Raw genomic sequence first — 25,564 nt, forward strand, 5'->3', positions numbered from 1 at the left:
GGGTAAGTATGGAAGTCCTTATTGAATATCTATCTGGATTACAGCCGTTGCATAGAAATTACCTGCGCTGACTGTTTCATCTTTCTTTTTTACAAGTAACGCATCCAGATTAATAACGCCAGAAGTAGCATCGAAATTTTCTGCATGATCTAAAGCTAGTTCATTTCCATCCTTAAATAATTTCACACCCAAATTATCAACATTGTTAACCTTTATGATTGTTTTATTTCCCGTATCAAAATCTGCTACGGTTCCTCCCAGGGTAAACGTGAAGGTGCGTCCGGTGGAAATGACATCCGGTTCGCAAATAACGTCAAGATTAACGTTTTTCAGGTATTCTCCAGCCTCGATTTTTGAGGGGTTTACTTTGCCAAATGACACGGTTTTCTCATCACCACCGTTTATTTCACAAGGCGGATCTTCCTGGATTTCACCCGTCACAATAACTTCTGTTGTCGTTCCTTCAACGGCATCAATGGACAAGGCATAGCTAACATGCAGGCAAGGAAGCAGCACCATAAGTGCCAAATATTTATTACGCATATAAATTCCGTTTATACAGATTATCGTTTTGGTATAATGATATCTTCTATCTGGCATATATCTTTTCGGCAGGAAAAAGATAGTGTTCTTGGGCTGCCATAATCATTTATTGCGGTTAGTAATATTTTTTCCACAGGCTCACTACCCTGGTGTTTTAACGTGTAGCTTCCTTTAGGTGGCACCATGAACGGTGATATTTTTACCTTCTCTTTCAGCGCCATCCCGGTAATTGACAGGTAATAAGGCGTGGGGTTATTGATTTCATAACCTCGGGCGGACTTGACCAGGGTGACCGCCTTCATGCCGGGCACGGTATCATCCGCTTTTGTGACTTTCAGCGATTTTGGGCGCCAAAAAACCTTAATCCTTGTCTGGATAGCCAGGGTCAGCACATTTTCTTTGTGACTTCTTTGCGGGATTTCCCGCAGGTTGAAATAAAAAACACTTTCCCGGTCATTGGGAAGCCTCACCACATTTGCCAACTGTTGGAGCCTGAAGATGCTGTATTGACCGGCATCGATTCTTTGTACCGGCGGCACCACCATAAACTGGTCAATCAGCTGGCCATCAGCGTCCTCGACCCAGCCCTGAGCAAGATAAGGGTCTGATTCACTTCTATTAGTCACGCGAAGCGAAACCGCATTTTGTTCTTCATTAATAATAAGCCTTGTGCGATCAAGGGATAATGCCGCATCGGCATCAGACACAACGCTATTTAAAATAATTAAAATAAATATGCATACAAATTTCATTTGTATCTCTCTTATTCTTTCAGCTCAGGTTGGCATTCATTGCTGTTGCATAGTAAATTGAATGGCATCTTCGAACCGAAATCATTAACGATGGTGATTTTTCCCGGATTGTTTATTTTGAGATCAACCAGCTCTTCGCTAAATGGGGGAAGTGCTATCGCTTTAATTATTTTTTGTCCGTTCTTATCATTAAAACTGATAATATTGAGATAAAAGGCAGAGGCATTCGTCAACTGGTAGCGGTTGACGCCGACTTTATGTATTTTCAGTTTATCCATATGAAAATTTATTTCATCATCCTCCAGCGCTGTAGGACGATAAAATAACTTTACTTTCGTCTGCAATGCCAGCTGCATAACATTTTCTGACGAGCTGACAGTTGGGATTTCAAGTACGCTGAAGTAGTACAAACTTTCTCTGTCTTTCGGCAGCGTTTTTTCTAACGCAGTTGGGCTGATACGAATAAAAGAGTGCGTTTCAGGTTCAACACGCTGTAGCATCGGTGTGGCAATAAGCGGCACCGAAGTGTTGTTATCTTGTTTATCCGCTACCCATGCTTTAGCCAGGTAGGGGCGCGTATGGTTATCGTTTCTGATGCGGATAGATATATTATTATCACCTTCATGATAAATAACCCTGTTTCGATCAACGGCAATTGCTGCATAGACCTGTGGGCAGTTCATAACGGTAATAATAAAGAGCAACAGAAATGTGTTCAGGTTAATTTTTTTCATCATAAAATTTATCTATTCATTAGCCTTATTTATTCTTCGCAGGGAAGCAGTAACATATTTTGCGGATTGATATAGGCTGGTAATACAATGGTGCAGTGCGTAGCGCCATTCCATTTGGCCGTCAATGCCTGGTTGGCAGTGATGCCTGATAACCAGGTCAGTCCGTTGTCACCCACAATGCCCAATTCGACACCGTTTTTGTTTAGCACGCTGGTGCCAAAGGGCACGGGGCTGCCATCTCTCAGGCGCAGCGTTGCGGCGAGCTTGAGCCCCTTAATCACGTTTATGCTCTTGAAGCCAATGGCGCCATTTGTCAAAACTTGCTCTGCCACTGGAGAGCCAATGACTTCTATATCCTCAGGCAAGCGGGTGACATCAACCTCACTTCTTACCCGTGAATAGCTGCTCACACCGGCCTGCACGGCAATACCCATGCCGTTTGTAACCAGGTTTCTCCCCAGCGGGACATCGGCGATACCATCGGTGCCTATCATCACACGCGTTGCGCCGCGGTTACCCGAGGGATGCATTGCGACGCCTTTTGTCGTGGCGGTGATTCCCCCGTTTATATTCATGCCAGCGGAGGTATAGTTGTCTTCTTTCCAGCTAACGTTGGCTGACATATTCGCGAGTGAGCCATTGTGGTAATAAAATCCATTTACCAGGCCTTTGGCACCGTTATTCTTAGGCTTGTCGATACCGGTTTGTAAGCGATAACTATCGCCATTGTGAAGTTGCTGATACCACCCGGCGAGCTGGTTAATATTGTTTCTCGATATACTATTGCTATAGCTGACTGTGCCATTACCCAGAGGAATGCTCAGGTTGAGGTACACCATGTCATCCTGGCTGCGGTAATAATTGTTTCTTACGGCCGACAGGCTGAAAGTAATATTTTTCCATTCATGAAAATCAATATATTTGCTGAGGTTTAACGAGTAGCTATCATTGTTCCCTCCAGCCCAATAGGTCTTGTGTAAGAAATTGGCGCTCAGTGACATTTTTTGTTCGCTGAAGTTTTTCGTTAAGCTCACGCTGTACTGGCTGCGATCCCGGCGGCTGTCATCCCAGTCATTTTTATTGTTGATATAATCTGACATGCTGAAGAAATCGGAGTCCGAATACTGGATCCCTGAAACCGTGAACGTGCTATTTAACTGTTCAAAGTTTTTATAATACTTAAGTCGGTATGACTCACCCTTGTGACTGCTATTTTTAAAGGTTGTCTCTGCGTGCGTGATATCAGCGGATACAACACCTGCAATGCCTAAGCTTCGGGCTACGCCCAGCGCCGCACTTTTATAATCACCTGAGAGTATTGCTCCCGCGTAGGTGGACCATTCCCCCGACAGGCCACGAGACATTTCTGAGGTCACAAACAGCTCACCGCTGGTGTGGCGATGTCGGTCTTCCGGCCTGCCTAATGCCAGTTTGTATTGCGTCTGCCCGGGCCGGGTCAGATAAGGCAGAGACGACGCCATGACCTGGTAATGCTGCGTGGAACCGTCCTGTTCTTTAATATCCACATCCAGCAGGCCTGACGTGGAGGTACTAAGCTGCTGGATGGTGAAAGGGCCTTCCGCGACAACCGTTTCATAGATAACGCGCCCTTGCTGGCTAACGGTTACGGTTGCATTGGTGCGCGCGATGCCGTTGACCTCCGGCGCGTAGCCACGCAGAGCCGGCGGGAGTTGTTTCTGGTCGCTGGCCAGCGACACGCCCCTGTAGCGCCAGGAGTCAAAAATGTCTGAGGTGAGATTATCTTCACCCAGCATCAATGCTGACTGAATCTCAGGTAATGCCCGGTACGCATAAAAACGATCCCAGTCAAAAGTCTGCCGGGTGCTCCGTTTATGGCCTGTTAAATGGCTGTAGTTTCCCTGATAGTCTCCCCTGAAGCGCCAGGCACCGGCGTTGAAGCCGAGAGTACCGTTGGTACTGGCAGTTTGAGATTGCGACCTGCCCTGATTTTTCCCCGTATTCAGATTCATGTTGTAATCCAGAATCATGCCGGTCAGGCCATTGTCCCAGTAAGCAGGCGGCAGCCAGTTTGCATCGTGGTACTCAAGCATCTGAGGCGCGATGGAGAGGGAGAGTGATTCTTTAGAGAGATCGCCTTTAACAACGGCACCTTCCAGCGCGTCCAGGTTGTAACACCCGTCAAACTGATGGCTTAAGACCCGATCTTTATATTCTTTTCGCAGCCCCAGTTTTTCCACAAGTTCTCGGGTAAGGCAGGCTTCGGTATTATCTTTTAGAGCAACAAAATTAATAACTGCATTTTCGGTAAGAATGGTTTTATTTAAATAAATATCGAATGAATAAGTGCCAGGCATAATAAAGCCAGCATTGGAAAACATCGAAATATCAATGTTTTTCTTATCGTTGGCGTTCAGCAGATCGGTGTTGAACTCTACGGCATGCGCATCAATGCAGAAAAGTGCCAGAGAGAGGACCAGGATATGATTATTTTTCATCAGGAATTTATTCAAAAAGCATCCCCTGCAATATAGATCTGCAGAGGATGCTTATTATTACTCGTACGCTAAAGTGAAGTTGGTAATAGCGACAAAATCACCAGTCGTGATTGCAGCTGCTGAACCCGGCAGTTTTGCCAGGTATGCGTTATAGTTCAGCGTATTGCTACCTGGGGTAATGGAATGTGCGTTAGTCGGTGTAGCGCCCCATTTAACATCAGTGTTCTGCCAGTCAACCATGGTCACGCCAACGCCATCAACGCCGGAAACATTGAGGTAGGTTTCGTCGGTTACCTGCTGGCCGCTAAAGGTCACTTTGACAGAGTCATCATCGCCATTTCCTGAAAGCGTGCAGTCTTTCAGCTCAATCAGTACTTCTTCAGGACCCGATTTTGCATCTGTGCTATTTAAATAAGATGCAGAAACCTGGCCAAAGTTAACTTCCTGAGTCGTTTTATCCGGGTCAATAGAGCATGGGGACTCAATAATGCTACCAATGAAACGAATTTGTCCCTGTCCCTGATCGGCTGCCATTGCACCAGTCGATGCCATGAAAAGACCAACCATTGATGAAACCATTAATTTTTTATAAGCCATTACTATTCTCCTTGTGCCTATTTATTTTTATAGGACGCAATATCCAATTACGTCCCGGCACTGATAGTAATTATTTTTTGTAGTCTATTGAGGGGGAATGTCTGATGTTGCGGTTTTTTAGTTTCTAACTTCAAGTTTTGCGATTTTGCTTGCGCTTTATCGATATTTTATTTTTTGTTTTAATTGTTTTTTGGAATAAAATTCCATTGATTTGGGTGGTCGCGATTGATTGATTTGGTATTTTATACTTTGCTATATCAGTAAATAATCAATTAAGTTACATAACCGGATCGCGAAATACTGATAATTAGTTATTTCATTCACAATAGGGGAGAATTTTCAGGGCGAATATTCCGAATAGGAAATTTAACTTCCGGGTGGGCGCAATAGGCTGGCAGTATTTGGGATTTAATATCTTGATCTTGAATATAAAAAAGGCCAGAAAGAATCTGGCCTTATTGTTATTGCCCCGAATAAATGGGGCAGCGGAAGTTTTTCCGCATTAACGCATGGTGACAAACTCTTCCGCCGCGGTCGGGTGGATAGCCACGGTGTTGTCGAAGTCTTTCTTTGTCGCGCCCATTTTCAGCGCCACGGCGAAGCCCTGCAGGATTTCGTCCATGCCGAAGCCGATGCCGTGAATCCCGACAATTTTCTCGTCCGGGCCCGCGCAGACCAGCTTCATGCGGCACGGCTGGCGGTGAGAGGTTACGGCGGTGTACATAGCGGTGAAGGAGGATTTGTAGACCTTCACGTTGTCATCGCCGTACTGCTCGCGCGCCTGTGGTTCGGTCAGGCCCACGGTGCCGATTGGCGGGTGGCTGAACACCACGGTTGGCACGTTGCTGTAGTCCAGGTGCTCGTCCGGTTTGTTGTTAAACAGGCGCTCGGACAGGCGACGGCCGGCGGCGACCGCGACAGGCGTCAGCTCAACCGCGCCGGTGTTATCACCTACCGCATAGATGCCAGCCACGTTGGTGTTCTGGAACTTATCGACCTTGATATAACCTTTTTCGTCCAGCTCGACGCCGGTTACCTGCAGGTTGAAGTTGTCGTTAGCCGGTTCACGGCCAATTGCCCAAATCAGGGTATCGACGGTTTCAGAGCGGCCATCTTCCAGCTCCAGCGTCAGGCTACCGTCTGCGTTTTTCACTACCGCTTTCGGAATCGCGTTGGTGTGCAGGGTTGGGCCTTCTGCTTCAATCACTTCCAGCAGCGTTTCAACGATCAGCGGATCGAAGGTGCGCAGCGGCGCGTGTTTGCGCACGAACAGGTGCGTTTCAGAGCCCAGCGCGTTAATCACGCCCGCGATTTCCACCGCGATATAGCCCGCGCCGACAACCGCCACGCGTTTTGGCAGGCCCGGCAGCTCGAAGAAGCCGTCGGAGTCAATGCCGTATTCTGCGCCGGGGATGTTCGGGTGGCTTGGACGACCGCCGGTGGCGATCAGAATATGGTCCGCGGTGATGGTTTCGCCGTTAACTTCCACGGTGTGCGCATCCACAAACTTCGCAAAGCCGCGAATCACGTCAACGTTGTTCTTGCCCAATACGTTGTCGTACGAGGTGTGAATGCGGTCGATATAGGCGGTACGGCTGGCGATCAGCTTGTCCCAGTCGAAATGGTTCAGCGTGGTGTCAAAGCCGTAGTCCGGGCCGTAGTTGTGAATCGCTTCGGCGATTTGCGCCGCATGCCACATCACTTTTTTAGGCACGCAGCCAACGTTGACGCAGGTGCCGCCCAGATCTTTCGCCTCAATCAGTGCGCACTTCTGCCCATACATTGCCGCACGGTTGATCGAGGCGATACCGCCGCTGCCGCCGCCAATGGCGAGGTAGTCATAATGTCTGGTCATGATGTTTCCCTTTTGAGTCGAAAATAAGGCGCGATTGTAGCGCGCCGGGGTAAAGGTTCTACCGATTGTTGTAAAAGGAACCGCCGTTATTCAGGCACAATCCAGCTCAACGTGGTCGAGCCGGTGCCCGTTGGCACCAGCTTTTTATGCAGCCACGGCAGCACGTTGGTCATCTGCTGTTCCAGCTTCCACGGCGGGTTGATCACAATCATGCCGGACGCCGTCATGCCGCGCTGGTCGCTGTCCGGACGAACCGCCAGCTCGATCTGCAGGATGCGGCGGATGCCGGTCTCTTCCAGGTCACGGACCATGCGTTTGATTTGCTGGCGCAGCACCACCGGGTACCACAGCGCATAGGTGCCTGTCGCAAAACGTTTGTAGCCTTCAGCAATCCCTTTCACCACGTCCTGATAGTCGGTTTTGATCTCATACGGTGGGTCGATGAGGATCAGGCCGCGACGGGAAACCGGCGGCAGCTTCGCTTTCAGCTGCTGGTAGCCGTCGGCGCGTTCAACGCGGGCGCGATCGTCTTTCTGGAACTCAGAGCGCAGCAGCGGGAAATCAGACGGATGCAGTTCGGTGAGCTGCAGGCTGTCCTGCTCGCGCAGCAGGTGGCGGGCAATCAGCGGAGAGCCTGGGTAATAACGCAGTTTGCCGCTGCGGTTCAGGTGATTCACCGCGCCAATGTAGGCTTCCAGCTCGGCAGGTAAATCGTCCTGCTGCCAGATGCGGGCGATACCTTCCAGATACTCGCCTGTACGCTCCGCATGCTCGCTGCTTAGCTGGTAACGACCGGCGCCTGCGTGGGTGTCGAGATAGAGAAACGGTTTCTCCTTCTCTTTGAGCGATTCAATAATCAGGCTTTGAACGGTGTGTTTCAGTACGTCGGCATGGTTACCGGCGTGAAAGCTGTGGCGATAGCTGAGCATGGGGGATGGTGTTCCGCAAATAAGAAAACAAATTTCCCACAGTTTACCGCAGATTGCGGCGGATTACCGCCCGGGCGCGGGGCTGTTTCAATCAGGTCGAAAACGTTTCAAAACATAAATGTGTCATAAAAGCGTCAAATTCCCAGGATAGCGTCGCAGCCAGGCAAGGTAATCGTTTGAATAAAAGGAAAAATAATGAAACTCCGTATTTCTATGCTGGCAGCAGCGCTGGCCGTGGCTATGCCCGCGCTGGCGAAGGATGTGTCTCTCCCTCAGGCCGCGGCGATAGCCAATACCGTGACTCCGGCGAACAGCAGCCAGGCGTTTGATGATCTTGAAACGCAGTCCCTGGCGGCGCTCCGCACTGCCCTGAAAGGCGATGCGGATAAGCTGACCCGCGACCAGCTGGATAAAGCCAAACAGAGCAAAAAGCTGGCGGATACCGCGTGGCTGAAGGCCAGCGGCTATGACTTCCAGACCAAAGCCAACCAGAAAGCGGGCATCGAGCTGCTTTCCGCGTTCAGCCAACTGCCCGACTCCGTGATTAAGCCGAACCTTGAAACGGTCACCAGCATCAACCTGAACGCCGTGCAGGCCTCCCGCCATCAGGCGCTGGCGGATGCAGAGGGCATTAACTATCTCTATTTCCTGAGCGACGCGATGGGGCCACGCCTGGGCAAAGCCTTCCTGGCTGCCTACGATAAAGGCGAGCTGAGCAAGGCCGCAGCGCTGATTAAAGCCTCTGAAGTCAGCACCAGCGCGGCGAAGAAGCACTTCAACAACCCGCGTCCGTTCCTGATCCAGGGCAACACCATCCATCTCGTGCCGGACGATGTGGTGGTGAAAGATAACAAGCCGTACACCGCAGACGGCGGCTCCTTCCCGAGCGGCCACACCAACACGGGTTACACCGACGCGTTGCTGATGGCCGAAATGGTGCCGGAGCGTTTTGAGGCCCTGGTTGAACGCGGCGCGCGCTACGGTTACTCGCGCATTGTGCTGGGCGTGCATTACCCGCTGGACGTGATGGGTTCCCGCATGGTGGCGCAGCGTAACGTGGCTAACTACCTGAACGACCCGAAATACCGCGCGTTGTTTAACGAAGCTCGCGATCAGCTGCGTACCGCGCTGGAAAAAGAGTGCGGCACCACTTTGGCTGAATGTGCGAAATCTTCCGCGAAAGACGATCCGTATCGTGCGCCAGCGATGAAAGAACTTTACCGCTTCACCATGACCTACGACCTGCCGCAGCAGAAGGGCGAGAAGCAGGTTCTGAAGGTGCCACAAGGGGCGGAAGTCCTGCTGGAAGCTGCGCTGCCTAAGCTTTCCGCCGCACAGCGCCGCGATCTGATGGTGAAAACGGCGTTACCTGCGGGCTACCCGCTGTCCGGCACGACGGCGGACCAGCAGTTCTGGCAGCGCCTGAACCTGCCTGCGGCCTACGCCATGGCGCAGAAATCCCACTGATTCACCTTTCGGGGCGGCGTCTGCTGCCCCTTTCCTGGCGAGCTAAGCGCAACGTCCGGGATTGAAATTCGCTACACTTAACCCCATGCTAGATCCCATGCACAAAGCGCCGCTTGAGCGCTTCTCTCTCCCTTTTAATCAGGAACGCGCTTATGACCAATCCATTACTGACTCCTTTTGAGCTGCCGCCGTTTTCCGCCATCAAACCTGAGCATGTTGTGCCGGCCGTGACCAAAGCGCTGGACGACTGCCGTGCGGCGGTGGAAAGCGTGGTCGCCCAGGGCGCGCCTTATAGCTGGCAGAACCTGGTTCAGCCGCTGGCGGAAGTGGACGATCGTCTGGGCCGCCTGTTCTCCCCGGTCAGCCATCTGAACTCGGTGCAGAACAGCCCGGAACTGCGCGAAGCCTATGAGCAGACATTGCCGTTGCTGTCCGAATACAGCACCTGGGTTGGCCAGCACGAAGGGCTGTACAACGCTTACCGCGACCTGCGCGACGGTGCGAACTACGCCAGCCTGAGCGTCGCCGAGAAGAAAGCGGTGGACAACGCCCTGCGCGACTTCGAGCTGTCCGGTATCGGCCTGCCAAAAGACAAACAGCAGCGTTACGGGGAGATCTCCGCTCGCCTGTCCGAGCTGGGGTCTACCTACAGCAACAACGTGCTCGATGCCACCATGGGCTGGAGCAAGCTGATTACCGATGAAGCCGAGCTGGCAGGCATGCCGGAAAGCGCATTGGCTGCGGCCCGCGCTCAGGCAGAAGCCAAAGAGCAGGACGGCTGGCTGCTGACGCTGGATATTCCAAGCTATCTGCCGGTGCTGACCTACTGTGACAACCGCGCCCTGCGCGAAGAGATGTATCGCGCCTATTCAACGCGTGCTTCTGACCAGGGGCCGAACGCCGGGAAGTGGGACAACACCCCGGTGATGGAAGAGATTCTGGCGCTGCGCCACGAACTGGCTCAGCTGTTGGGCTTTGGCAACTACGCGGAGAAATCCCTCGCCACCAAAATGGCGGAAAATCCGCAGCAGGTGCTGGAGTTCCTGTCTGACCTGGCAAAACGCGCTCGTCCACAGGGTGAAGCCGAGCTGGCTCAGCTGCGCGCCTATGCGAAAGAGCATTATGGCGTGGAAGAGCTGGAGCCGTGGGACATCACCTGGTATAGCGAAAAACAGAAACAGCACCTTTACAGCATCAGCGACGAGCAGCTGCGCCCGTACTTCCCGGAAGAGCGCGCGGTGAACGGCCTGTTCGAGGTTGTGAAGCGCATCTACGGCATTACCGCCAAAGAGCGTAAAGATATCGACGTCTGGCACCCGGACGTGCGCTTCTTCGAGCTGTATGACGACCAGGGCGAACTGCGCGGCAGCTTCTATCTCGATCTTTATGCTCGCGAGCACAAACGCGGCGGGGCGTGGATGGATGACTGCGTGGGCAAAATGCGTCGCGCCGACGGTTCGCTGCAAAAGCCGGTGGCCTACCTGACCTGTAACTTCAACCGCCCGGTGAACGGCAAACCTGCGCTGTTTACTCACGATGAAGTGATCACCCTGTTCCATGAGTTCGGCCACGGCCTGCACCATATGCTGACCAAAATCGAAACTGCGGGCGTGTCCGGCATCAACGGCGTGCCGTGGGATGCGGTCGAGCTGCCGAGCCAGTTTATGGAAAACTGGTGCTGGGAGCCGGAAGCGCTGGCGTTTATCTCCGGCCACTATGAAACGGGAGAATCTCTGCCTGTGGAACTGCTGGAAAAAATGCTGGCGGCGAAGAACTACCAGGCTGCGCTGTTTATTCTGCGCCAGCTGGAGTTCGGCCTGTTCGACTTCCGCCTGCATGCGGAATTCAACCCGGAGCAGGGCGCGAAAGTGCTGCAGACGCTGGCCGAGATTAAGAAACAGGTTGCAGTGGTACCGGGGCCGAGCTGGGGCCGCTTCCCGCACGCCTTCAGCCACATCTTCGCGGGTGGCTACGCGGCGGGCTATTACAGCTACCTGTGGGCCGACGTGCTGGCGGCGGACGCTTACTCTCGCTTCGAAGAAGAAGGCATTTTCAACCGTGAAACCGGCCAGTCGTTCCTCGACCACATCCTGACCCGTGGCGGTTCGGAAGAGCCGATGGAGCTGTTCAAACGCTTCCGCGGGCGCGAGCCGCAGCTGGACGCGATGCTGGATCACTACGGTATTCAGGGCTAATCCACCACGTGAAAATCTGTTTACTGACTGAAGCAGGCGCCGACTCCGGCGCCTTATCTGTTTTGAGCGAGCGCTGGCAGCTTGAGCATGATGAAGATGCCCTGATGGCGCTGGTACTCACGCCTGAGCATCTTGAACTGCGCAAGCGCGATGAACCAAAGCTTGGCGGCATCTTCGTTGATTTTGCCTCCGGCGCGATGGCGCATCGCCGTAAGTTTGGCGGCGGCCGTGGCGAAGCGGTGGCAAAGGCCGTTGGCGTGAAGGGCAGCTATCTGCCGGACGTTGTAGATGCGACAGCCGGGCTGGGGCGCGATGCTTTTGTGTTGGCCTCTGTAGGCTGCCGTGTGCGGATGCTGGAACGCAACCCGGTTGTTGCCGCGCTGCTTGATGACGGCCTGCGTCGTGGCTATCAGGACCCGGAAATCGGCGGCTGGCTGCAAGAGCGATTACAGCTGATCCACGCCTCGAGCCTGACGGCGCTCAGCGATATCACGCCGCGTCCGGATGTGGTTTACCTCGACCCGATGTTCCCGCATAAGCAAAAGAGCGCGCTGGTGAAGAAAGAGATGCGTGTTTTCCAGTCCCTGGTGGGGCCGGATGAAGATGCGGACGGGCTGCTGGCTCCGGCCAGAGCGCTGGCGAAGAAAAGAGTCGTGGTGAAGCGCCCGGACTATGCTCCGCCGCTGGCCGAAGTCGCCACGCAAAATGCGGTGGTGACCAAAGGGCATCGGTTTGATATTTACGCCGGAACACCGGAGTAACGCTAAAACGCTGGAAAGCCCCTCGCAGAAGAGAATATTTCTACTCGTCTCTCTACGGCTGCATTGGCATGTTGAACGCTATGCAGCCGATCCGACGTTACGCCCGCCAGTTAAGGCGCCAGATGACCTCCGAAGAGAACCTGCTGTGGTATCAACTCCGCAGCAGGCGCTTTGCCGCGTATAAGTTTCGTCGCCAGCATCCGGTTGGCCCTTATATCGTTGATTTTGCCTGCTGCGCTACACGTCTGGTGATAGAGCTGGACGGTGGACAGCACGGGGCGCAAAAAGGCTACGATGAGCGAAGAACGCAGTACCTTAATGAGCAAGGGTGGCGGGTGAGGCGGTTCTGGAATAATGAGTTGTGGGAGAATCTGGAGGGCGTATTGGCGGTGATTCTGCAGGATTTGAGTGAGCTGTGACCCTCACCCCGGCCCTCTCCCTGGAAGGGAGAGGGGGGAAAATCAAAGATTTATGCTCGATCCAGTCCCTTATCCCCCGTGGGGAGAAGGTTAGGGAGAGGGGGAAAATCAAAGATTTATGCTCGATCCAGTCCCTTCTCCCCCGTGGGGAGAGGGTTAGGATGAGGGGAAAATCAAAGATTTATGCTCGATCCAGTCCCTTCTCCCCCGTGGGGAGAGGGTTAGGATGAGGGGAAAATCAAAGATTTATGCTCGATCCAGTCCCTTCTCCCCCGTGGGGAGAGGGTTAGGATGAGGGGAAAATCAAAGATTTATGCTCGATCCAGTCCCCTCTCCCCGTGGGGAGAAGGTTAGGGAGAGGGGGAAAATCAAAGACTTATGCTCGCTCCAGTCCCCTCTCCCCTGTGGGGAGAGGGTTAGGGTGAGGGGGAAATCTTACTCGTCTTCTTCATCACGCAGCGGAACAATCAGCATATCCACATGCACGGTATTGATCAGCTGGCGCGCCGAGGACATCAGCTTGCTCCAGAAGTCCTGGTGGTGACCGCAAACCACCAAATCCATATCGTATTTCTTAATGGCATCGACCAGCACCTGGCCCAGATCGCCGCTGCCGCTCAGGGTTTCGGTGATTGGGTAGCCCGCGCCGGTGGACAGTTCGGTGAGCGCGTGGTGAGTCTCTTCGGAAATGCGTTTCTGCATATCCCCCAGATTGACGTCAATCAGCCCGGTATACAGATCGGAGTAATTCACATCGACATGAATCAGGGAAACTTTCGCGTTATAAGGACGAGCCATGGAGACGGCTTTTTCTACCAGGACCTTGCTCTCAGGGGAGAGGTCGACTGCGATCAGAATGTGTTTATAAGCCATAATGTTACTCCTTCCATAAGTTATCGATGACTCTCGCCGTCATCTTTTAAACCGCAGCGGCATGAGCTACGGTCACCCGATCTAAAGACTTAAATTGTAGATGGTATTTCTATCTTATAACGAGCTATTCAGCCCGACAATGCGCTATCCCTCAAACTCATTCAAGCGAAAAATGAATCAGGCCACTTTGATAAAGATTAACGCGGTGGTAAAAAAATTAAGGGATCTCCTACACTATTAAATGAGCCGGACGGGAAGAATGCTGTGACCTGTATCGGTTATTCGCTGCAGGATTGTCTGACAGGGTTTTCGGGGAGAGCGGTTGTCCCGGAGCAAACGCTTCGAGGGCTTCGCCGGGAGGGGTACATGATCAGCACCGTCGCGCTGTTCTGGGCGCTTTGTGTAGTTTGTGTGGTGAATATGGCGCGCTATTACTCTTCACTGCGCGCGTTACTGGTGGTGCTGCGCGGGTGCGATCCGCTGCTGTATCAGTATGTCGACGGCGGAGGCTTTTTCACCTCGCATGGTCAACCCAGCAAGCAGGTACGGCTGGTGCGTTATATCTACGCCCAGCGTTATTGGGATCATCACGATGAGGAGTTTATTCGCCGCTGCGAGCGCCTGCGCCGCCAGTTTATTCTGACGAGTTCGCTGTGCGGGCTGGTGGTGATTAGCCTGATTGGATTGATTATCTGGCACTAGAGTATCAGGGCAGAGTTATGGACAAGCATAAAAAAAGCGGGCCAGTTTCCTGACCCGCTTTTTCTTTTGGCTGCCGCTTACACGAAGCGCAGCGCAATCCAGTACAGCCCGCCGGAGAGCAGAATCGAAGCCGGTAAGGTGAATATCCAGGCCATCAGGATATTGGTTACCGTCTTACGCTGCAGGCCGCCGCCGTCCACGATCATCGTCCCCGCCACGGAGGAAGAGAGCACGTGAGTGGTGGAAACCGGCATCCCGGTATAGCTTGCCAGACCGATAGAAACGGCGGCCGTCATCTGCGCGGACATCCCTTGCGCATAGGTCATGCCTTTCTTACCGATCTTCTCACCGATGGTGGTCGCCACACGACGCCAGCCGATCATCGTCCCGATACCCAGCGCCAGCGCCACAGCCAGAATAATCCAGACCGGCGCGTACTCGATGGTGCTGAGCATGTCGCCTTTCAGTTTCTTCAGCAGGCGCTGATCGTCCGCGCTCACTTCCGGCAGCTTCGCCACTTTATCGGTCGTGTCGGAGATGCACAGCATGATGCGACGCAGCTGGCTACGCTGCTCAATGCTGAGCTTGTCGTAGCTTTCGATGTCGGTCAGCATCAGCTTCGCGCGGTCCAGCGCGGTGATCGCGTTGGCCGGATGGCAGTGGAACTGAGCCGGTTCAGTTGCGCCCGCTTCCGGGGAAGGGATCAGCTGTTCCGAGCCGGTGGCTTTCTTCAGCAGCTCAGGACGTTGCTGGAAGAAAGTCTCAACATTGTTCACCGCATCGCGGGTACGGGTGATTTCGTAGCCGGAGGCGTTCATGTTAACCACGAAGCCCGCCGGGGCAACGCCAATCAGCACCAGCATAATCAGGCCAATGCCTTTCTGACCGTCGTTAGCGCCGTGAGAGAAACTCACGCCGATAGCGGATAGGATCAGCGCGATACGCGTCCAGAAAGGCGGCTTTTTCTTGCCGTCTTGCTTTTCACGTTCCGCAGGCGTCAGGTGAATACGCTGCTTTTTCTTGGTGTTGCTCCAGTAACGGCGCAGCAGGAAAATCAACCCACCGGCAATCACCAGCCCGACAATCGGGGACAGAATTAATGAAGCGAAGATCCCAACAACTTTCGGGATATTCAGCGCGTCGACAACCGAGGTTCCGGTCAGCAGCGCGTTGGTCAAACCGATACCGATGATGGCACCGATAAGCGTATGGGAGCTGGAGGCCGGCAGACCAAAATACCAGGTGCCGAGGTTCCAGATAATAGCGGCCAGTAACATAGAGAACACCATGGCGAGACCATGAGAAGACCCTACGTTTAACAGCAGATCTGTAGGTAGCATATGCACAATGGCATAGGCTACGCTCAGCCCACCGAGCAGAACGCCGAAGAAGTTAAACAACGCAGCCATTGCCACCGCAAGTTGCGATCGCATAGCGCGGGTGTAAATTACCGTTGCTACTGCGTTAGCCGTATCGTGGAAACCATTAATAGCTTCGTAGAACAGCACAAATGCCAGAGCAAGCAATAGTAAAAGCCCGGTGTGAAGATCCAGGCCGGCAAACAAATGTAGCATAGACGTTACGCCATTTTGAGGACATGAACGCGGCGCATTATGTAAGACAACCTCCACCGCGGCAAAGTGAAATCTGGACTTTTTTTGATTTTAGTCGCCATCTGGCCTGCTGGTGGAATGATTTACATTTTGTTTATCAACTACCTGCATTTGTTCTTAACCTTAAAGCTGGTGCGACCAGCCGCAGGTCTTTACAATCCGTTGCCTTAAGCATAGTCGGGAGTCGGTCGTGGAAAAGTTTGATGCCATTATTATAGGTGCGGGTGCAGCAGGAATGTTTTGTGCGGCGATGGCCGGGCAGGCGGGCAGCCGCGTATTGCTGATTGATAATGGGAAAAAACCGGGCCGTAAAATCCTGATGTCCGGCGGCGGGCGCTGCAACTTTACCAACCTTTATGTCGAGCCTGCGGCCTATCTGAGCCAAAACCCGCATTTCTGCAAATCTGCGCTGGCACGCTATACCCAGTGGGACTTTATCGACATGGTGGGCAAGCACGGCATTGCCTGGCATGAGAAAACCCTCGGGCAGCTGTTTTGCGATGATTCCGCCCAGCAGGTTGTCGATATGCTGGTGGCAGAATGCGAAAAAGGGAAGGTGACCCTGCGCCTGCGTAGCGAAGTCATAAGCATTGAGCGTGACGAACAGGGTTATACGTTACAGCTCAACGGCGGCAGCGTGCAGGCCGCTAAGCTTGTTATCGCCAGCGGCGGCCTGTCGATGCCGGGACTGGGCGCGACGCCGTTCGGGTATAAAGTGGCGGAGCAGTTTGGCCTGAAGGTGCTGCCGACTCGCGCGGGCCTGGTGCCGTTTACCCTGCATAAACCTTTGCTCGAACAGCTGCAGGTGCTGTCCGGCGTCTCGGTGCCTTCCGTCATCACTGCTGAAAACGGCGTCAGCTTCCGGGAAAGCCTGCTGTTTACCCACCGGGGCCTTTCCGGCCCAGCCGTGTTGCAGCTCTCAAGCTACTGGCAACCGGGCGAATACGTCAGCGTGAACCTGCTGCCGGACACCGACCTGGACGGCTTTATTAACGAGCAGCGTAACGCGCACCCGAATCAGAGCCTGAAAAACACGCTGGCGATGGTGCTGCCCAAGCGTCTGGTGGAATGCCTGCAGCAGCTGGAGCAAATCCCGGACGTAACGCTTAAGCAGCTCAACGTTCGCCAGCAAAGCGAGCTGGTGGAAACGCTGCAAGCCTGGCGAGTTCAGCCGAACGGCACTGAAGGTTACCGCACGGCAGAAGTTACCCTCGGCGGCGTGGACACCAACGAACTTTCCTCGCGTACCATGGAAGCCAAAAAAGCGCCGGGCCTCTACTTTATCGGCGAAGTGATGGACGTCAGCGGCTGGCTGGGCGGCTATAACTTCCAGTGGGCCTGGAGCTCCGCCTGGGCCTGTGCACAGGCGCTGGTTGAAGCCTGATGCTCCGCCTTGCGGCTGCGATGCTAGATTGTGATATGTTATGCACAATTGCAGCTATTTGAGGGCTAAACGTGACAGATTATGACGCATTGCCTGAACAGCGCCAGGCGATGATCCACCAGATCCTGACCGAAACGGGCAGGGTGATTGGGGCTGACGTGGCGCGGAAGCTGGGCGTGTCTGAGCACACTATCCGCCGGGATCTGCAGGAGCTGGCGCGCCGTGGCCTGTGTAAAAAGGTTTATGGCGGCGCCATCAGCCAGTTCCAGCAGTCTGCCAGCTTTGAAACCCGCGTGTCGCAGGATGTGGTTGAGAAGTCCCAGGTGGCGCGGAAGTGCGCCGGGATGATCAAAGCCAATACCTGCGTGTTTCTCGACGCCGGTTCAACCTATCTGGCGATGGTGGAGTTTATTCCCGAAGAGCTGGATCTCACCATCGTCACCAACTCTCCGCAGATTGCCGCCGCGCTAAGTGGGCGCACCCGTGGCGAGCTGATTTTGTTAGGCGGTAAAGTTAACCCGCTGACCGGCAGCACGCTGGGCTCCGACACGGTAAACCAGCTGCGCGGCATGGTTTTCGATCAGACCTTTATCGGCGTGTGTGGGCTGGATCCGCAGGCTGGCCTGAGCGCGGTTTATTACGAAGATGCCTGCTTTAAGCGAGAAGTGTTGAGCCAGAGCAACGAGGTGATCGCCGCCGTCACGGCCAATAAGATGTCTCAGGTGGCTCGCTATAAGGTGGCACCTTGCGAAGACATTGACGTGGCGGTGGTTAGCTCCGAAACCAAAATTACCGATTTCAGCGGCGTTAACCTGCATATTGAAGTCGCCGACTAGCAAAACGGGCGGCGCGTCTGCCGCCCATCTTCACATTCAGTTTTGCAGCGCCAGCAGGCTTTTTATCGTGTGCTGGACCGCGCTCTCGTCATTGCTGCCGGTGATAAAGCGCGCCGCGGCCTTCGTCTCCTCAAACGCATTGCGCATCGCGAAGCTGTATTCCGCCTGAGCCAGCAGCTCGAGGTCGTTATAGCCATCGCCAAACGCCAGGGTTTCCGCCGGGCTGACGTTCAGTAACTGCTGGAGCTTTTGTACCGTCGTCCCTTTGTGAACGCCATAATCGGCAATATCAATCCACGCCGCTTCGGACACCACGATATAAACATCCTGCTCAAAAGGCGCGAGCACCGGCCGGGTCTGCGGGCAGTTTCCGGCTTCGTCATAGACGCTTATCTTCACAAAGTCGCAGTTAAGTTCTGCGAAAGAGTCCACCTGCGCCAGGCGGGCGTAGGACTGGCGCATTTTGTCTTTAAGGCGCTGCGGCACGTCTTTGCGAATAAACGCGCTCTCGCTGCCGCAGGCAATAATCACGTGGTTGTCGCTGGCGGCCTCCAGCGTGTCGATGATGCGTAATCCCAGCGCATTATTGATAAGCGACTCGTAGATGTACTCCCCGTTCCTTTTGATGCGCGTGGCGCTGTCGCCGATTATCCATAAATCCTGACGGTAATCGGCGAACAGCTCTTCCACCCGCTGGCACTGCTTGCCGGTGCAGGCGGCGAAATGGACGCCTTTTTGCGCCATTAAGCGGTGCGTTTGGGCAAATAATTCACGGTCATAGTCGCCGTGGCTATTGAGGAAAGTGCCGTCCAGGTCGGTAATGATCAGCTTTATCATGTTGTTATCCCATCGGTAAGCGTTCTGTAGGCGTTTATATTTTTAGTTTTGAGACGAAGGGCAGATTGCGGTACTTATTTTCCCACGGCATGCCGTAGCCGATGAGCAGGTCATCGTTGTCCATGATGTAGGCATGAAATTGCTCCACGGGGATCTCTACGCGGCCCGGCTTCACAAACAAAGTGGCAATGGCGAGCGATTTCGGGGCGTAGTTCTCGATTAAATGTTCGACCAGGCGCTTCATGGTGCCGCCGGACTCGATGGCATCATCCACCAAAATCACGTCTTTCCCCTTGATGCCAATATTGTCGTGGTAAACGATGGTAGAGCCGTTATTTCTGTCGCCCGGCGTGTGCGGGCAGGAAATGTAGTCCATTGATATATCGAAAGTTAGCTGCCTGACCAGGTCGGCGGTAAACAGGATCCCGCCGGGAACGACCGTAATCACAACCGCCTCGTGATAGCGACTATTAAGCTCTCTGGCGACCTTCGTTACGCCATCGGCAATCGTCGATTCGTTCATCACTATCTGCCCAACATGGTTATTTCTCACTGCTGAATCCTCATTCGTTATCTTATGCTCGATGTTGCTCGATTAACATAAGATCTAATGCTCGGTTGTGCAATATGAAGACGGTCTCATGCTGCAATTTTGTGATCTTTAACGATCGAATGGAGAGTTATGTGCCCAATGTGGCAAGACCGAGCATTGGGCGGAAGATCTTAGGGGCGAAGATCGAAGCGGATCGGCAGCGTGAGCATAATTTGCGCCTGTCCTGGGGCGATGTCTTCGGTGGGGGCGGGCAGAGGCGTCGCGCGAGCCGGCAGGGCAAGTGCTTCTCGATCCAGCGTTGGCGTGCCGCTGCTTTTTTCCAGCGCCACGCTGAGGACCTGGCCATGCCTGTCGAGCGTCAGGCTCAGGTAAACCACGCCCTGCGCCTGTTGGCGTAAGGCCTGAGCCGGGTAACGTTTGAAGCGGTCCAGGCGCTGGCGCAGCAGGCTGACCCAGTTCACTTCGCCGGGGCTGGGTGCGCTGACGGTGCTGCTCCCTGCGGTACCGGCGCTTTGCTGAGGATGGCTGGCGGGCGCGTGGGTTTCGGGCGCAGGTGGCGTGGGTGCCGGCGGTACTTCGGCATCGTGTGGCTTAACCGGCTGAGGTCTGGTTTTGGCACTGTGGCGCACTTTTTTGGCGACCACGATTTCCGGGTTCGGGGCTTCCACGCTTTTCACCTCTTCTTTTGGCTCTGCTTTCTCCTGAGGCGCTGCCGACCGTATCTGTTTGATCTTATCGGGCTGCTTCTCCGGCGTGGCCGTGGATGCCGGGTCGGTAGAGGGTAAAATCATCAGTGCAATAGGCGGTGGCGCGGTGGCCGGCTGTTCCTGCGTGGGCCGATAAGCGAGCCAAAGGAACACGCCAGCGTGCAGCAAAAGCGCCAGCAGTAGCCCTGTACCCCGGCGTGAGGCGGGCAGGCTGTCGGGCCAGGCAGGAAGAGGTTGTCTTATCGGCAGGGGTGAAGGCATGACCAAATTACTCCGCAGCCGGGCGGCTGGTTATCGTTTCAGGAGAGATAAGAGAGAGGACACGCGAACTGCGTAAACGGGCAGGCTCGAATGAATAACGAGACAATCAGCATGGATAAACCATCAGCGAAGCATTATTCACTGCCGTGAAAGGCTGACCCAGTAGCGCGACAGCGTATTTATCCTGATGGGTAAGACGCGCGGTAAGGCGGCCAGAATCTCATCGGTATCCGTTAGCGGGAAAACGCCCGACAGCCGCAGGGAAGCTATGTCCTCGTCGCAGCGTAAAACGCCCGGGCGATAGCGGTTTACTTCCCGCAGGAAATCCCCGAGCGGCATATTGTCGGCCAGCAGTTTACCGTGAACCCAGCCGGGCTCTTTTTCACCGCCGTGCAGGCCCCCGGACTGTTCTTGCGTCAGCCATGCTCCCTGGCCCGCGCCGAGCTGCAGCCCGGCCAGCCCCGAGCTACGCGGATAAAGACGCACGGCTCCGTGGTAAACGGCAATACGAGTACGTTCCGGCTCCAGCTTTACGCGGAATTGAGTGCCGAGAGCCAGCACTTTACCGTGAGGTGTCGTCACGCTAAAAGGCCTGGGCCAGGCCGACAGCTTTTCACGCTGCCCGGTGGTAATCAGCAGGTCGCCGCTGAGCAGCTCAATCTGACGCTGCTGCCCGGTAAAATTTACGTTTAGCGCGGTTTGGGTGTCCAGCATCAACTGGCTACCTTCGCTGAGTTCAACCTGTCGCTGTTCGCCCGTTGCGGTGCGGTAATCGGCCGTGAACGTTTCCCAGCCGTGCTGCTGCCTGCCCCACTCAAGCGAGCCTCCGACCAGCAGTAAAGCGCCTAACCCTTTTAAGGCGTGACGCCTGCCGCTGTTTTTTAACGAGGAGAGGCTTTTCTGCGCCAGCTTGCCGTCAACCTGCCTGAAGCCGGCGCATACCGCTTCAATGTGCCGCCACGCACGCTGGTTATCGGCGCTCTCCGCCAGCCAGTTTTGCCAGTTCTTTTTGTCCTGCTCGCTCACCTCATCAGACATCATCAGCGTAAGCCATGACGCCGCAGCGTAAGCGCTATTGCGGTTGAGTTCCTGCCCGTTTCGGTCGACTAAACGTTCGGGGATCATCAGCTTAGGGCAAAGAAGCAGTGCAGGTTAGCGCGCTGAAGATATTGCTTAACGGAGCTGCTGGAAACGCGCAGGCGTTCGGCAATGTCGCAATAGCGCATGCCCTGCAGGTGTGCCAGCAGGAAGGCTTCTCTGACCTGAGAAGGCAGGCCGTCCAGCGCCGCATCAATCTGTTCCAGCACTTCCAGAATCAGCAGCCTGGCTTCGGGGGAAGGGTGTTCCTGTTCCGGCTGGGAGGCCAGCGCGTCCAGCCAGGCCTCTTCGATTTTCTTGCGGCGATAATGGTTGGCTATCAGCCGCCGGGCAACCGTGGCGAGGAAAGGGCGCGGCTGGCGAATGGAAACCAGATCGGGGCTGACCAGGATATTAATAAAGGTATCCTGAGTAAGATCCTGCGCCTGTTCCGGGCAGCCGACCTTATTGCGCAGCCAGTGGTAAAGCCAGCGCTGATGATCGCAGTAAAGCTGCTGTGCAACCTGTTGGGAACGGGACATGACGTGACTCACCATCGATCGGTATCAGGGCGTGATAAATATTAAATGATAATCATTATTATTTTCATTTCTCTATTTTTATGTCAAGAGATTGCGGAGTATTAATGTACTTTTGCGAGCAATGAGAACGCAGCGCCTGGGCTGGCGCTGCGGATAAGCCATTAGAATTTCTGAGAAATACTCAGCTTGATGTTGCGCCCGATGCCGGAGACGGACTCGCCCAGATACGGGTAGTAGTCGGTGTTAAACAGGTTATCGACGGCAACGCGCGCCTCCATGCCTTTAACCTGTTCCGGCTGCCAGGTGGCAAACAGCCCCTGCAGGGCATAGCCTTTGGTTTTTGGTAGTGCCCAGATGCCCGCTAACGGGTCACCGTCCTGCGGCGAACGGTCCTGCTTGCGCGCCATATCCATCGTCCAGCCGAACGTCATGTTCCATTCCGGGGCTTTTACGCCCAGCGTGGTGTGTGCGGTGACGGGCGGAATTTCTGCGATCCAGGTTTTATTACCCCAAGGGTCGCGCGGCGAAGCATCACGCTGGCCACGAATGGTGGAGAACGAGAGGCTGCCAAACATGCGGTGGCTGTCGTAAAACGACTCAATTTCCAGTCCCTGGATGGTGTATCCCGGCAGGTTACGGTAGTTCGACAGCGGAGAGCCGCAGTTCGCGCCACTTTTCACCGACTGCGCCCCGCACAGTACGCCGCGGCGATAGAAGATTTCGTCTTTGCCGCGGTTGCGGAACAGCGTGGTGCGGATTTGCACGCTGTCGTCGTCTGCCAGCAGGTCGTTGAAGTTGAGGATCATCCCACCGCGAACGCTGTGGATGGTTTCAACCTTCAGGTCGCGGCTGGTGCCTGAGACGTTAGACAGCGCGTACTGCACGGTGTACTGCTCGTCGATCGTCGGCGCACGCCATGTACGGGTGACGTCGGCAAACAGCGACATATTCGGCGTGGCCTTCCAGACCAGCCCAAGCGCAGGCGTAAAGCCGTGATAGCTTTTGCTGCTGTAGTCGTGGCCGACTTTAGGATCGCTGCTGTTGTACATTGAGGCGATATTTGGCTCGCCGGTATTCGTCACGCTGTCGTAGCGCACGCCTGGCGTAACGGTGACGCTGCCGAGCGTCATGCTGTCCTGTATATACAGGCCGCGCGTTTGCTGCTCCCCTGCAGGCATGTAATACGGCTGGAAGTAGCCATAGTTGTAGGCCGCGTTCTTCTTGTAGCCAGGGTAGAACATCAGCGCGTCGCGTTGATTTTTATGCCAGCTCGCGCCGATTTCCAGCAGGTGATCCACCGGCCCGGTGCTGAAACGGCTTTTGTTACTGACCTCCACCAGGTTGTCTTTGTAGTCCACCCAGCTCTCATTGCCGAGCGTGCCGAGGAAGCTGGAAGTGCCTGCGGAGTCAGGGCGAGTGTCGTGCTGTTTGGTTTTGGACCAGGCATAGCTCAGCGTCAGATCTATCCACGGGTTTTCTGCCGGGGCCAGATTCCACTTCACGGAGTAGTTTTCATCGGTCTGGTTGCGGTACACCAGCTTCCTGCGCCAGGCTTCGTCGAACCCGTATTTGTTGATATCGGCCTGACTGGGGGCGGCGATGTCGTCCCGCTTGGCGGCAAAAGGCTGCCAGCCTGTGGATTCCGAATGCATGGCCGAGAGCGTCAGCGTCTGCGAGTCGGTCAGATAGAGGTTGGTTTTTGCCAGCCAGGTGCCCTGCCGGTTGGCGGAATAGTCGAAATGGGTGCCGTCCGGGCGGGTAATGTTGCCGCCGTCGCGTTTGCTGGCGTAGAGCATACCGTCGGCAAAGCCTTCCGGAGTTTTGCCGTACAGCGCCCCGCTGTAGATATTCTGGTTATCGTTGGTGTGGAAGCCGTACTTCAGCATGCCGCCAAAGTTTTCACCGGGCTGTAGCAGGTCGGCCGCGTCTTTGGTGACGATTTTAATGCTGCCGCCGAAGCCGCCGTTGCCGTTGGCGAGGTTAAACGGGCCCTTATCGACGTCGATCTGCTTGATAAGCTCCGGCTCGATAAACACCGAACCCTGGCGGTACTTCTCAAACCCTTTGGGCGCGCCGTCCAGCGTCACTTTGATGTCTTCCATGCCGCCCATGCCCCAGATGTTCAGGCTCTGCCCGCCCGGACGTGGTGAACCGGCAGAAGAGACGCCCGGCAGTTTATCCAGCAGTTCGGCGACGTTATCCGCCTGGATCCGCTCGATATTCTCTTTCTTCAGCGTTGAGCGCCCGGCCACCACGCTGTCGTCCAGGCCGCTGACCACGGAAAGCTCCGGCACACTAATCGGCGCGGTTTCACCGGCGGCGGCTCCCGTGGAGACGAGTCGATAGCTGTTTCCCTCGCGAACGGCTTTCAGGCCGCTGCCTGACAGCAGATGGTCAAACGCACTCTGTACCGAGTAGCGCCCCTTGAGGCCCGAAGTGGTTTTATTCGCAGCCTGGTCTGGGGTGAAAACGAGCATCACGTTGGCATCGCTTGCCAGCGTTTGCAGGGCGCTGCTCAAAGGCCCGGCAGGCACGGAAAACGCCTGACTGGCGGCTGAGGAGGCTTCTGTCGCCCAGGAAAACGTGGGTAAACCGGTTGCCAGCGCCAGCAGGCCGGATAAAGCAATGCCAGACGCAAACGGGGCGCGAGGGAGCTGTGCAGGTTGGCTCGCGTCGGAAATGGCCGTAGCCTTTCCGTTATTTTTTATCGTCATGATGTATCCCTGAAGGTGAGTAACGAGAAGTACTGCTTCAGAGAGGTCACGCGAAACGGAAAATCAGGCAGAAAATTTTTAAATTAAGCGTGGGTGGCCTGGTGATTCTTGTTCATTTTATCCGGCTGCTAGTCGATATTCAGCTCCGAGAAGCGGGTAATGATTTTCCCGACAATGCCGTAATCGATAGCTTCTTTCGGCGACATCCAGTAATTGCGGTCGGTGTCCTGCTTCACCTTTTCCAGCGGCTGGCCGGTGGCTTCTGAGATCATCTTGTTCACGCGTTCGTGCATGCGAATAATCTCTCTGGCTTCAATCTCAATGTCCGTGGCCTGGCCGCGCACGCCGCCCAGCGGCTGGTGAATCATAAAGCGGGTGTTTGGCAGCGAATAGCGGTGCTTTTTGTCCGCGGCCAGGAAGATGGTGATCCCGGCGCTGGCAACCCAGCCGGTGCCGATGATATGGACTTCCGGCTTGATGAATTTGATCACGTCATGAATGGTGTCCGCCGCCTCAACGTGGCCGCCCTGGCTGTTGAGATACAGCTTAATCGGCTTGTCGTTGATGCTTTGCAGCAGCAACAGTTGGGACACCACCTCTTTGGTGATCGCCTGAGTTATCTCACCGGAGATAATGATCGAGCGTGAATCCAGCATTTTTTGCTGCATTAGCCCTGATGCATTGGCGGGGGTAGCGCTTTCTTCAGGTTCATCTTTTTCTAAAAACGTAAGCATAA

General features: G+C 54.6%; 23 protein-coding genes. 7 read left to right on the plus strand and 16 right to left on the minus strand.

From position 1 onward, the window contains the following. Window positions 1–18 precede the first annotated feature (18 nt). The 7 genes from ACE38U_RS16700 to ACE38U_RS16730 all read right to left on the minus strand — a co-directional run bounded on the left by ACE38U_RS16700 (window position 19) and on the right by ACE38U_RS16730 (window position 7,887). Window positions 19–543: a fimbrial protein gene (locus ACE38U_RS16700; protein WP_038477786.1), complete on the minus strand. Its 525-nt coding sequence runs from the start codon at window positions 541–543 to the stop codon at window positions 19–21. Window positions 544–563: 20 nt separating this feature from the next. Continuing rightward, window positions 564–1,295 carry a fimbrial biogenesis chaperone gene (locus tag ACE38U_RS16705; protein ID WP_038477789.1) on the minus strand — a complete coding sequence of 244 codons (732 nt, stop codon included), beginning with the start codon at window positions 1,293–1,295 and terminating at the stop codon, window positions 564–566. 11 nt (window positions 1,296–1,306) lie between these two features. Next, entirely contained in the window at window positions 1,307–2,032 is a 726-nt protein-coding gene (locus tag ACE38U_RS16710) for a fimbrial biogenesis chaperone (protein ID WP_038477792.1), read from the minus strand. A 26-nt stretch (window positions 2,033–2,058) separates the two neighbouring features. Next, window positions 2,059–4,521, minus strand: a complete 2,463-nt coding sequence (locus tag ACE38U_RS16715; RefSeq protein ID WP_375530167.1) for a fimbria/pilus outer membrane usher protein — start codon at window positions 4,519–4,521, stop codon at window positions 2,059–2,061. Between the two features lie 42 nt (window positions 4,522–4,563). Beyond that, a complete protein-coding gene (locus ACE38U_RS16720; RefSeq protein WP_038477795.1) occupies window positions 4,564–5,103 on the minus strand; it encodes a fimbrial protein in 540 nt (179 codons plus the stop codon). 502 nt (window positions 5,104–5,605) lie between these two features. Beyond that, the gene (gorA, locus tag ACE38U_RS16725) at window positions 5,606–6,958 is read right to left on the minus strand and encodes a glutathione-disulfide reductase (protein WP_375530168.1); all 1,353 of its coding nucleotides are present in this window, start codon (window positions 6,956–6,958) and stop codon (window positions 5,606–5,608) included. Between the two features lie 86 nt (window positions 6,959–7,044). Then, on the minus strand, window positions 7,045–7,887 hold the full coding sequence (locus tag ACE38U_RS16730) for a 23S rRNA (adenine(2030)-N(6))-methyltransferase RlmJ (RefSeq protein ID WP_176982486.1): 843 nt from the start codon (window positions 7,885–7,887) through the stop codon (window positions 7,045–7,047). Between the two features lie 195 nt (window positions 7,888–8,082). On the opposite strand from ACE38U_RS16730, the gene ACE38U_RS16735 reads away from it, so the two are divergent. From ACE38U_RS16735 to ACE38U_RS16750, 4 genes are all read left to right on the plus strand, one after another. Beyond that, window positions 8,083–9,354, plus strand: coding sequence for an acid phosphatase (locus ACE38U_RS16735; RefSeq protein WP_176982485.1), 1,272 nt, complete (start codon window positions 8,083–8,085; stop codon window positions 9,352–9,354). A 152-nt stretch (window positions 9,355–9,506) separates the two neighbouring features. Beyond that, on the plus strand, window positions 9,507–11,549 hold the full coding sequence (gene prlC / locus ACE38U_RS16740) for an oligopeptidase A (RefSeq protein ID WP_375530169.1): 2,043 nt from the start codon (window positions 9,507–9,509) through the stop codon (window positions 11,547–11,549). A gap of 8 nt (window positions 11,550–11,557) precedes the next feature. Continuing rightward, window positions 11,558–12,310 (plus strand): 16S rRNA (guanine(1516)-N(2))-methyltransferase RsmJ, encoded by a 753-nt coding sequence (gene rsmJ / locus ACE38U_RS16745; protein WP_038477811.1) that lies wholly within the window; start codon window positions 11,558–11,560, stop codon window positions 12,308–12,310. A gap of 80 nt (window positions 12,311–12,390) precedes the next feature. After that, window positions 12,391–12,729 carry an endonuclease domain-containing protein gene (locus tag ACE38U_RS16750; protein ID WP_375530180.1) on the plus strand — a complete coding sequence of 113 codons (339 nt, stop codon included), beginning with the start codon at window positions 12,391–12,393 and terminating at the stop codon, window positions 12,727–12,729. A 435-nt stretch (window positions 12,730–13,164) separates the two neighbouring features. On the opposite strand, the gene uspA is transcribed toward ACE38U_RS16750, so the two are convergent. Further along, window positions 13,165–13,602, minus strand: coding sequence for a universal stress protein UspA (gene uspA / locus ACE38U_RS16755; protein ID WP_008458645.1), 438 nt, complete (start codon window positions 13,600–13,602; stop codon window positions 13,165–13,167). A gap of 366 nt (window positions 13,603–13,968) precedes the next feature. Between uspA and uspB the strand changes: the two genes are divergently transcribed. Beyond that, window positions 13,969–14,304 carry a universal stress protein UspB gene (gene uspB, locus ACE38U_RS16760; RefSeq protein WP_038477817.1) on the plus strand — a complete coding sequence of 112 codons (336 nt, stop codon included), beginning with the start codon at window positions 13,969–13,971 and terminating at the stop codon, window positions 14,302–14,304. Between the two features lie 77 nt (window positions 14,305–14,381). Here the strand turns inward: uspB and pitA are convergent, their stop codons facing one another. Continuing rightward, the gene (gene pitA, locus ACE38U_RS16765) at window positions 14,382–15,878 is read right to left on the minus strand and encodes an inorganic phosphate transporter PitA (protein WP_038477820.1); all 1,497 of its coding nucleotides are present in this window, start codon (window positions 15,876–15,878) and stop codon (window positions 14,382–14,384) included. 229 nt (window positions 15,879–16,107) lie between these two features. Between pitA and ACE38U_RS16770 the strand changes: the two genes are divergently transcribed. Both ACE38U_RS16770 and ACE38U_RS16775 read left to right on the plus strand, forming a co-directional pair. Further along, complete coding sequence (locus ACE38U_RS16770; RefSeq protein ID WP_038477823.1) at window positions 16,108–17,301, plus strand: BaiN/RdsA family NAD(P)/FAD-dependent oxidoreductase; 1,194 nt, start codon at window positions 16,108–16,110, stop codon at window positions 17,299–17,301. Between the two features lie 71 nt (window positions 17,302–17,372). Beyond that, complete coding sequence (locus tag ACE38U_RS16775; protein WP_038477825.1) at window positions 17,373–18,137, plus strand: DeoR/GlpR family DNA-binding transcription regulator; 765 nt, start codon at window positions 17,373–17,375, stop codon at window positions 18,135–18,137. A 36-nt stretch (window positions 18,138–18,173) separates the two neighbouring features. Here the strand turns inward: ACE38U_RS16775 and ACE38U_RS16780 are convergent, their stop codons facing one another. From ACE38U_RS16780 to ACE38U_RS16810, 7 genes are all read right to left on the minus strand, one after another. Then, window positions 18,174–18,974 carry an HAD-IIB family hydrolase gene (locus tag ACE38U_RS16780; RefSeq protein ID WP_038477828.1) on the minus strand — a complete coding sequence of 267 codons (801 nt, stop codon included), beginning with the start codon at window positions 18,972–18,974 and terminating at the stop codon, window positions 18,174–18,176. 34 nt (window positions 18,975–19,008) lie between these two features. Next, complete coding sequence (locus ACE38U_RS16785) at window positions 19,009–19,527, minus strand: phosphoribosyltransferase (protein WP_235212873.1); 519 nt, start codon at window positions 19,525–19,527, stop codon at window positions 19,009–19,011. Window positions 19,528–19,697: 170 nt separating this feature from the next. Then, entirely contained in the window at window positions 19,698–20,495 is a 798-nt protein-coding gene (locus tag ACE38U_RS16790; RefSeq protein WP_375530170.1) for an energy transducer TonB, read from the minus strand. A 138-nt stretch (window positions 20,496–20,633) separates the two neighbouring features. Continuing rightward, complete coding sequence (locus tag ACE38U_RS16795) at window positions 20,634–21,620, minus strand: FecR domain-containing protein (RefSeq protein ID WP_375530171.1); 987 nt, start codon at window positions 21,618–21,620, stop codon at window positions 20,634–20,636. Then, on the minus strand, window positions 21,620–22,114 hold the full coding sequence (locus ACE38U_RS16800; protein WP_038477839.1) for a sigma-70 family RNA polymerase sigma factor: 495 nt from the start codon (window positions 22,112–22,114) through the stop codon (window positions 21,620–21,622). The genes ACE38U_RS16795 and ACE38U_RS16800 overlap by 1 nt, the downstream gene beginning before the upstream one ends. A 161-nt stretch (window positions 22,115–22,275) precedes the next feature. Next, on the minus strand, window positions 22,276–24,828 hold the full coding sequence (locus ACE38U_RS16805; RefSeq protein WP_375530172.1) for a TonB-dependent receptor: 2,553 nt from the start codon (window positions 24,826–24,828) through the stop codon (window positions 22,276–22,278). Window positions 24,829–24,956: 128 nt separating this feature from the next. Continuing rightward, entirely contained in the window at window positions 24,957–25,562 is a 606-nt protein-coding gene (locus ACE38U_RS16810) for an ATP-dependent Clp protease proteolytic subunit (protein ID WP_176982480.1), read from the minus strand. Window positions 25,563–25,564: the final 2 nt, after the last annotated feature.

Origin of the sequence: Cedecea selenatireducens (genome assembly GCF_042138895.1) — a bacterium.
Taxonomy (GTDB): domain Bacteria; phylum Pseudomonadota; class Gammaproteobacteria; order Enterobacterales; family Enterobacteriaceae; genus Cedecea; species Cedecea selenatireducens.

Excerpts from the sequence above, each read along its gene's own strand:
- prlC (WP_375530169.1), top strand. The coding sequence starts at position 9,507 with ATGACCAATCCATTACTGACTCCTTTTGAGCTGCCGCCGTTTTCCGCC.
- ACE38U_RS16705 (WP_038477789.1), bottom strand. The coding sequence starts at position 1,295 with ATGAAATTTGTATGCATATTTATTTTAATTATTTTAAATAGCGTTGTG.
- uspA (WP_008458645.1), bottom strand. The coding sequence starts at position 13,602 with ATGGCTTATAAACACATTCTGATCGCAGTCGACCTCTCCCCTGAGAGC.
- ACE38U_RS16735 (WP_176982485.1), top strand. The coding sequence starts at position 8,083 with ATGAAACTCCGTATTTCTATGCTGGCAGCAGCGCTGGCCGTGGCTATG.
- ACE38U_RS16720 (WP_038477795.1), bottom strand. The coding sequence starts at position 5,103 with ATGGCTTATAAAAAATTAATGGTTTCATCAATGGTTGGTCTTTTCATG.
- gorA (WP_375530168.1), bottom strand. The coding sequence starts at position 6,958 with ATGACCAGACATTATGACTACCTCGCCATTGGCGGCGGCAGCGGCGGT.
- ACE38U_RS16750 (WP_375530180.1), top strand. The coding sequence starts at position 12,391 with ATGCAGCCGATCCGACGTTACGCCCGCCAGTTAAGGCGCCAGATGACC.
- pitA (WP_038477820.1), bottom strand. The coding sequence starts at position 15,878 with ATGCTACATTTGTTTGCCGGCCTGGATCTTCACACCGGGCTTTTACTA.
- ACE38U_RS16780 (WP_038477828.1), bottom strand. The coding sequence starts at position 18,974 with ATGATAAAGCTGATCATTACCGACCTGGACGGCACTTTCCTCAATAGC.
- ACE38U_RS16790 (WP_375530170.1), bottom strand. The coding sequence starts at position 20,495 with ATGCCTTCACCCCTGCCGATAAGACAACCTCTTCCTGCCTGGCCCGAC.
- ACE38U_RS16700 (WP_038477786.1), bottom strand. The coding sequence starts at position 543 with ATGCGTAATAAATATTTGGCACTTATGGTGCTGCTTCCTTGCCTGCAT.
- ACE38U_RS16710 (WP_038477792.1), bottom strand. The coding sequence starts at position 2,032 with ATGATGAAAAAAATTAACCTGAACACATTTCTGTTGCTCTTTATTATT.
- uspB (WP_038477817.1), top strand. The coding sequence starts at position 13,969 with ATGATCAGCACCGTCGCGCTGTTCTGGGCGCTTTGTGTAGTTTGTGTG.
- ACE38U_RS16805 (WP_375530172.1), bottom strand. The coding sequence starts at position 24,828 with ATGACGATAAAAAATAACGGAAAGGCTACGGCCATTTCCGACGCGAGC.
- ACE38U_RS16795 (WP_375530171.1), bottom strand. The coding sequence starts at position 21,620 with ATGATCCCCGAACGTTTAGTCGACCGAAACGGGCAGGAACTCAACCGC.
- ACE38U_RS16810 (WP_176982480.1), bottom strand. The coding sequence starts at position 25,562 with ATGCTTACGTTTTTAGAAAAAGATGAACCTGAAGAAAGCGCTACCCCC.
- ACE38U_RS16800 (WP_038477839.1), bottom strand. The coding sequence starts at position 22,114 with ATGTCCCGTTCCCAACAGGTTGCACAGCAGCTTTACTGCGATCATCAG.
- ACE38U_RS16730 (WP_176982486.1), bottom strand. The coding sequence starts at position 7,887 with ATGCTCAGCTATCGCCACAGCTTTCACGCCGGTAACCATGCCGACGTA.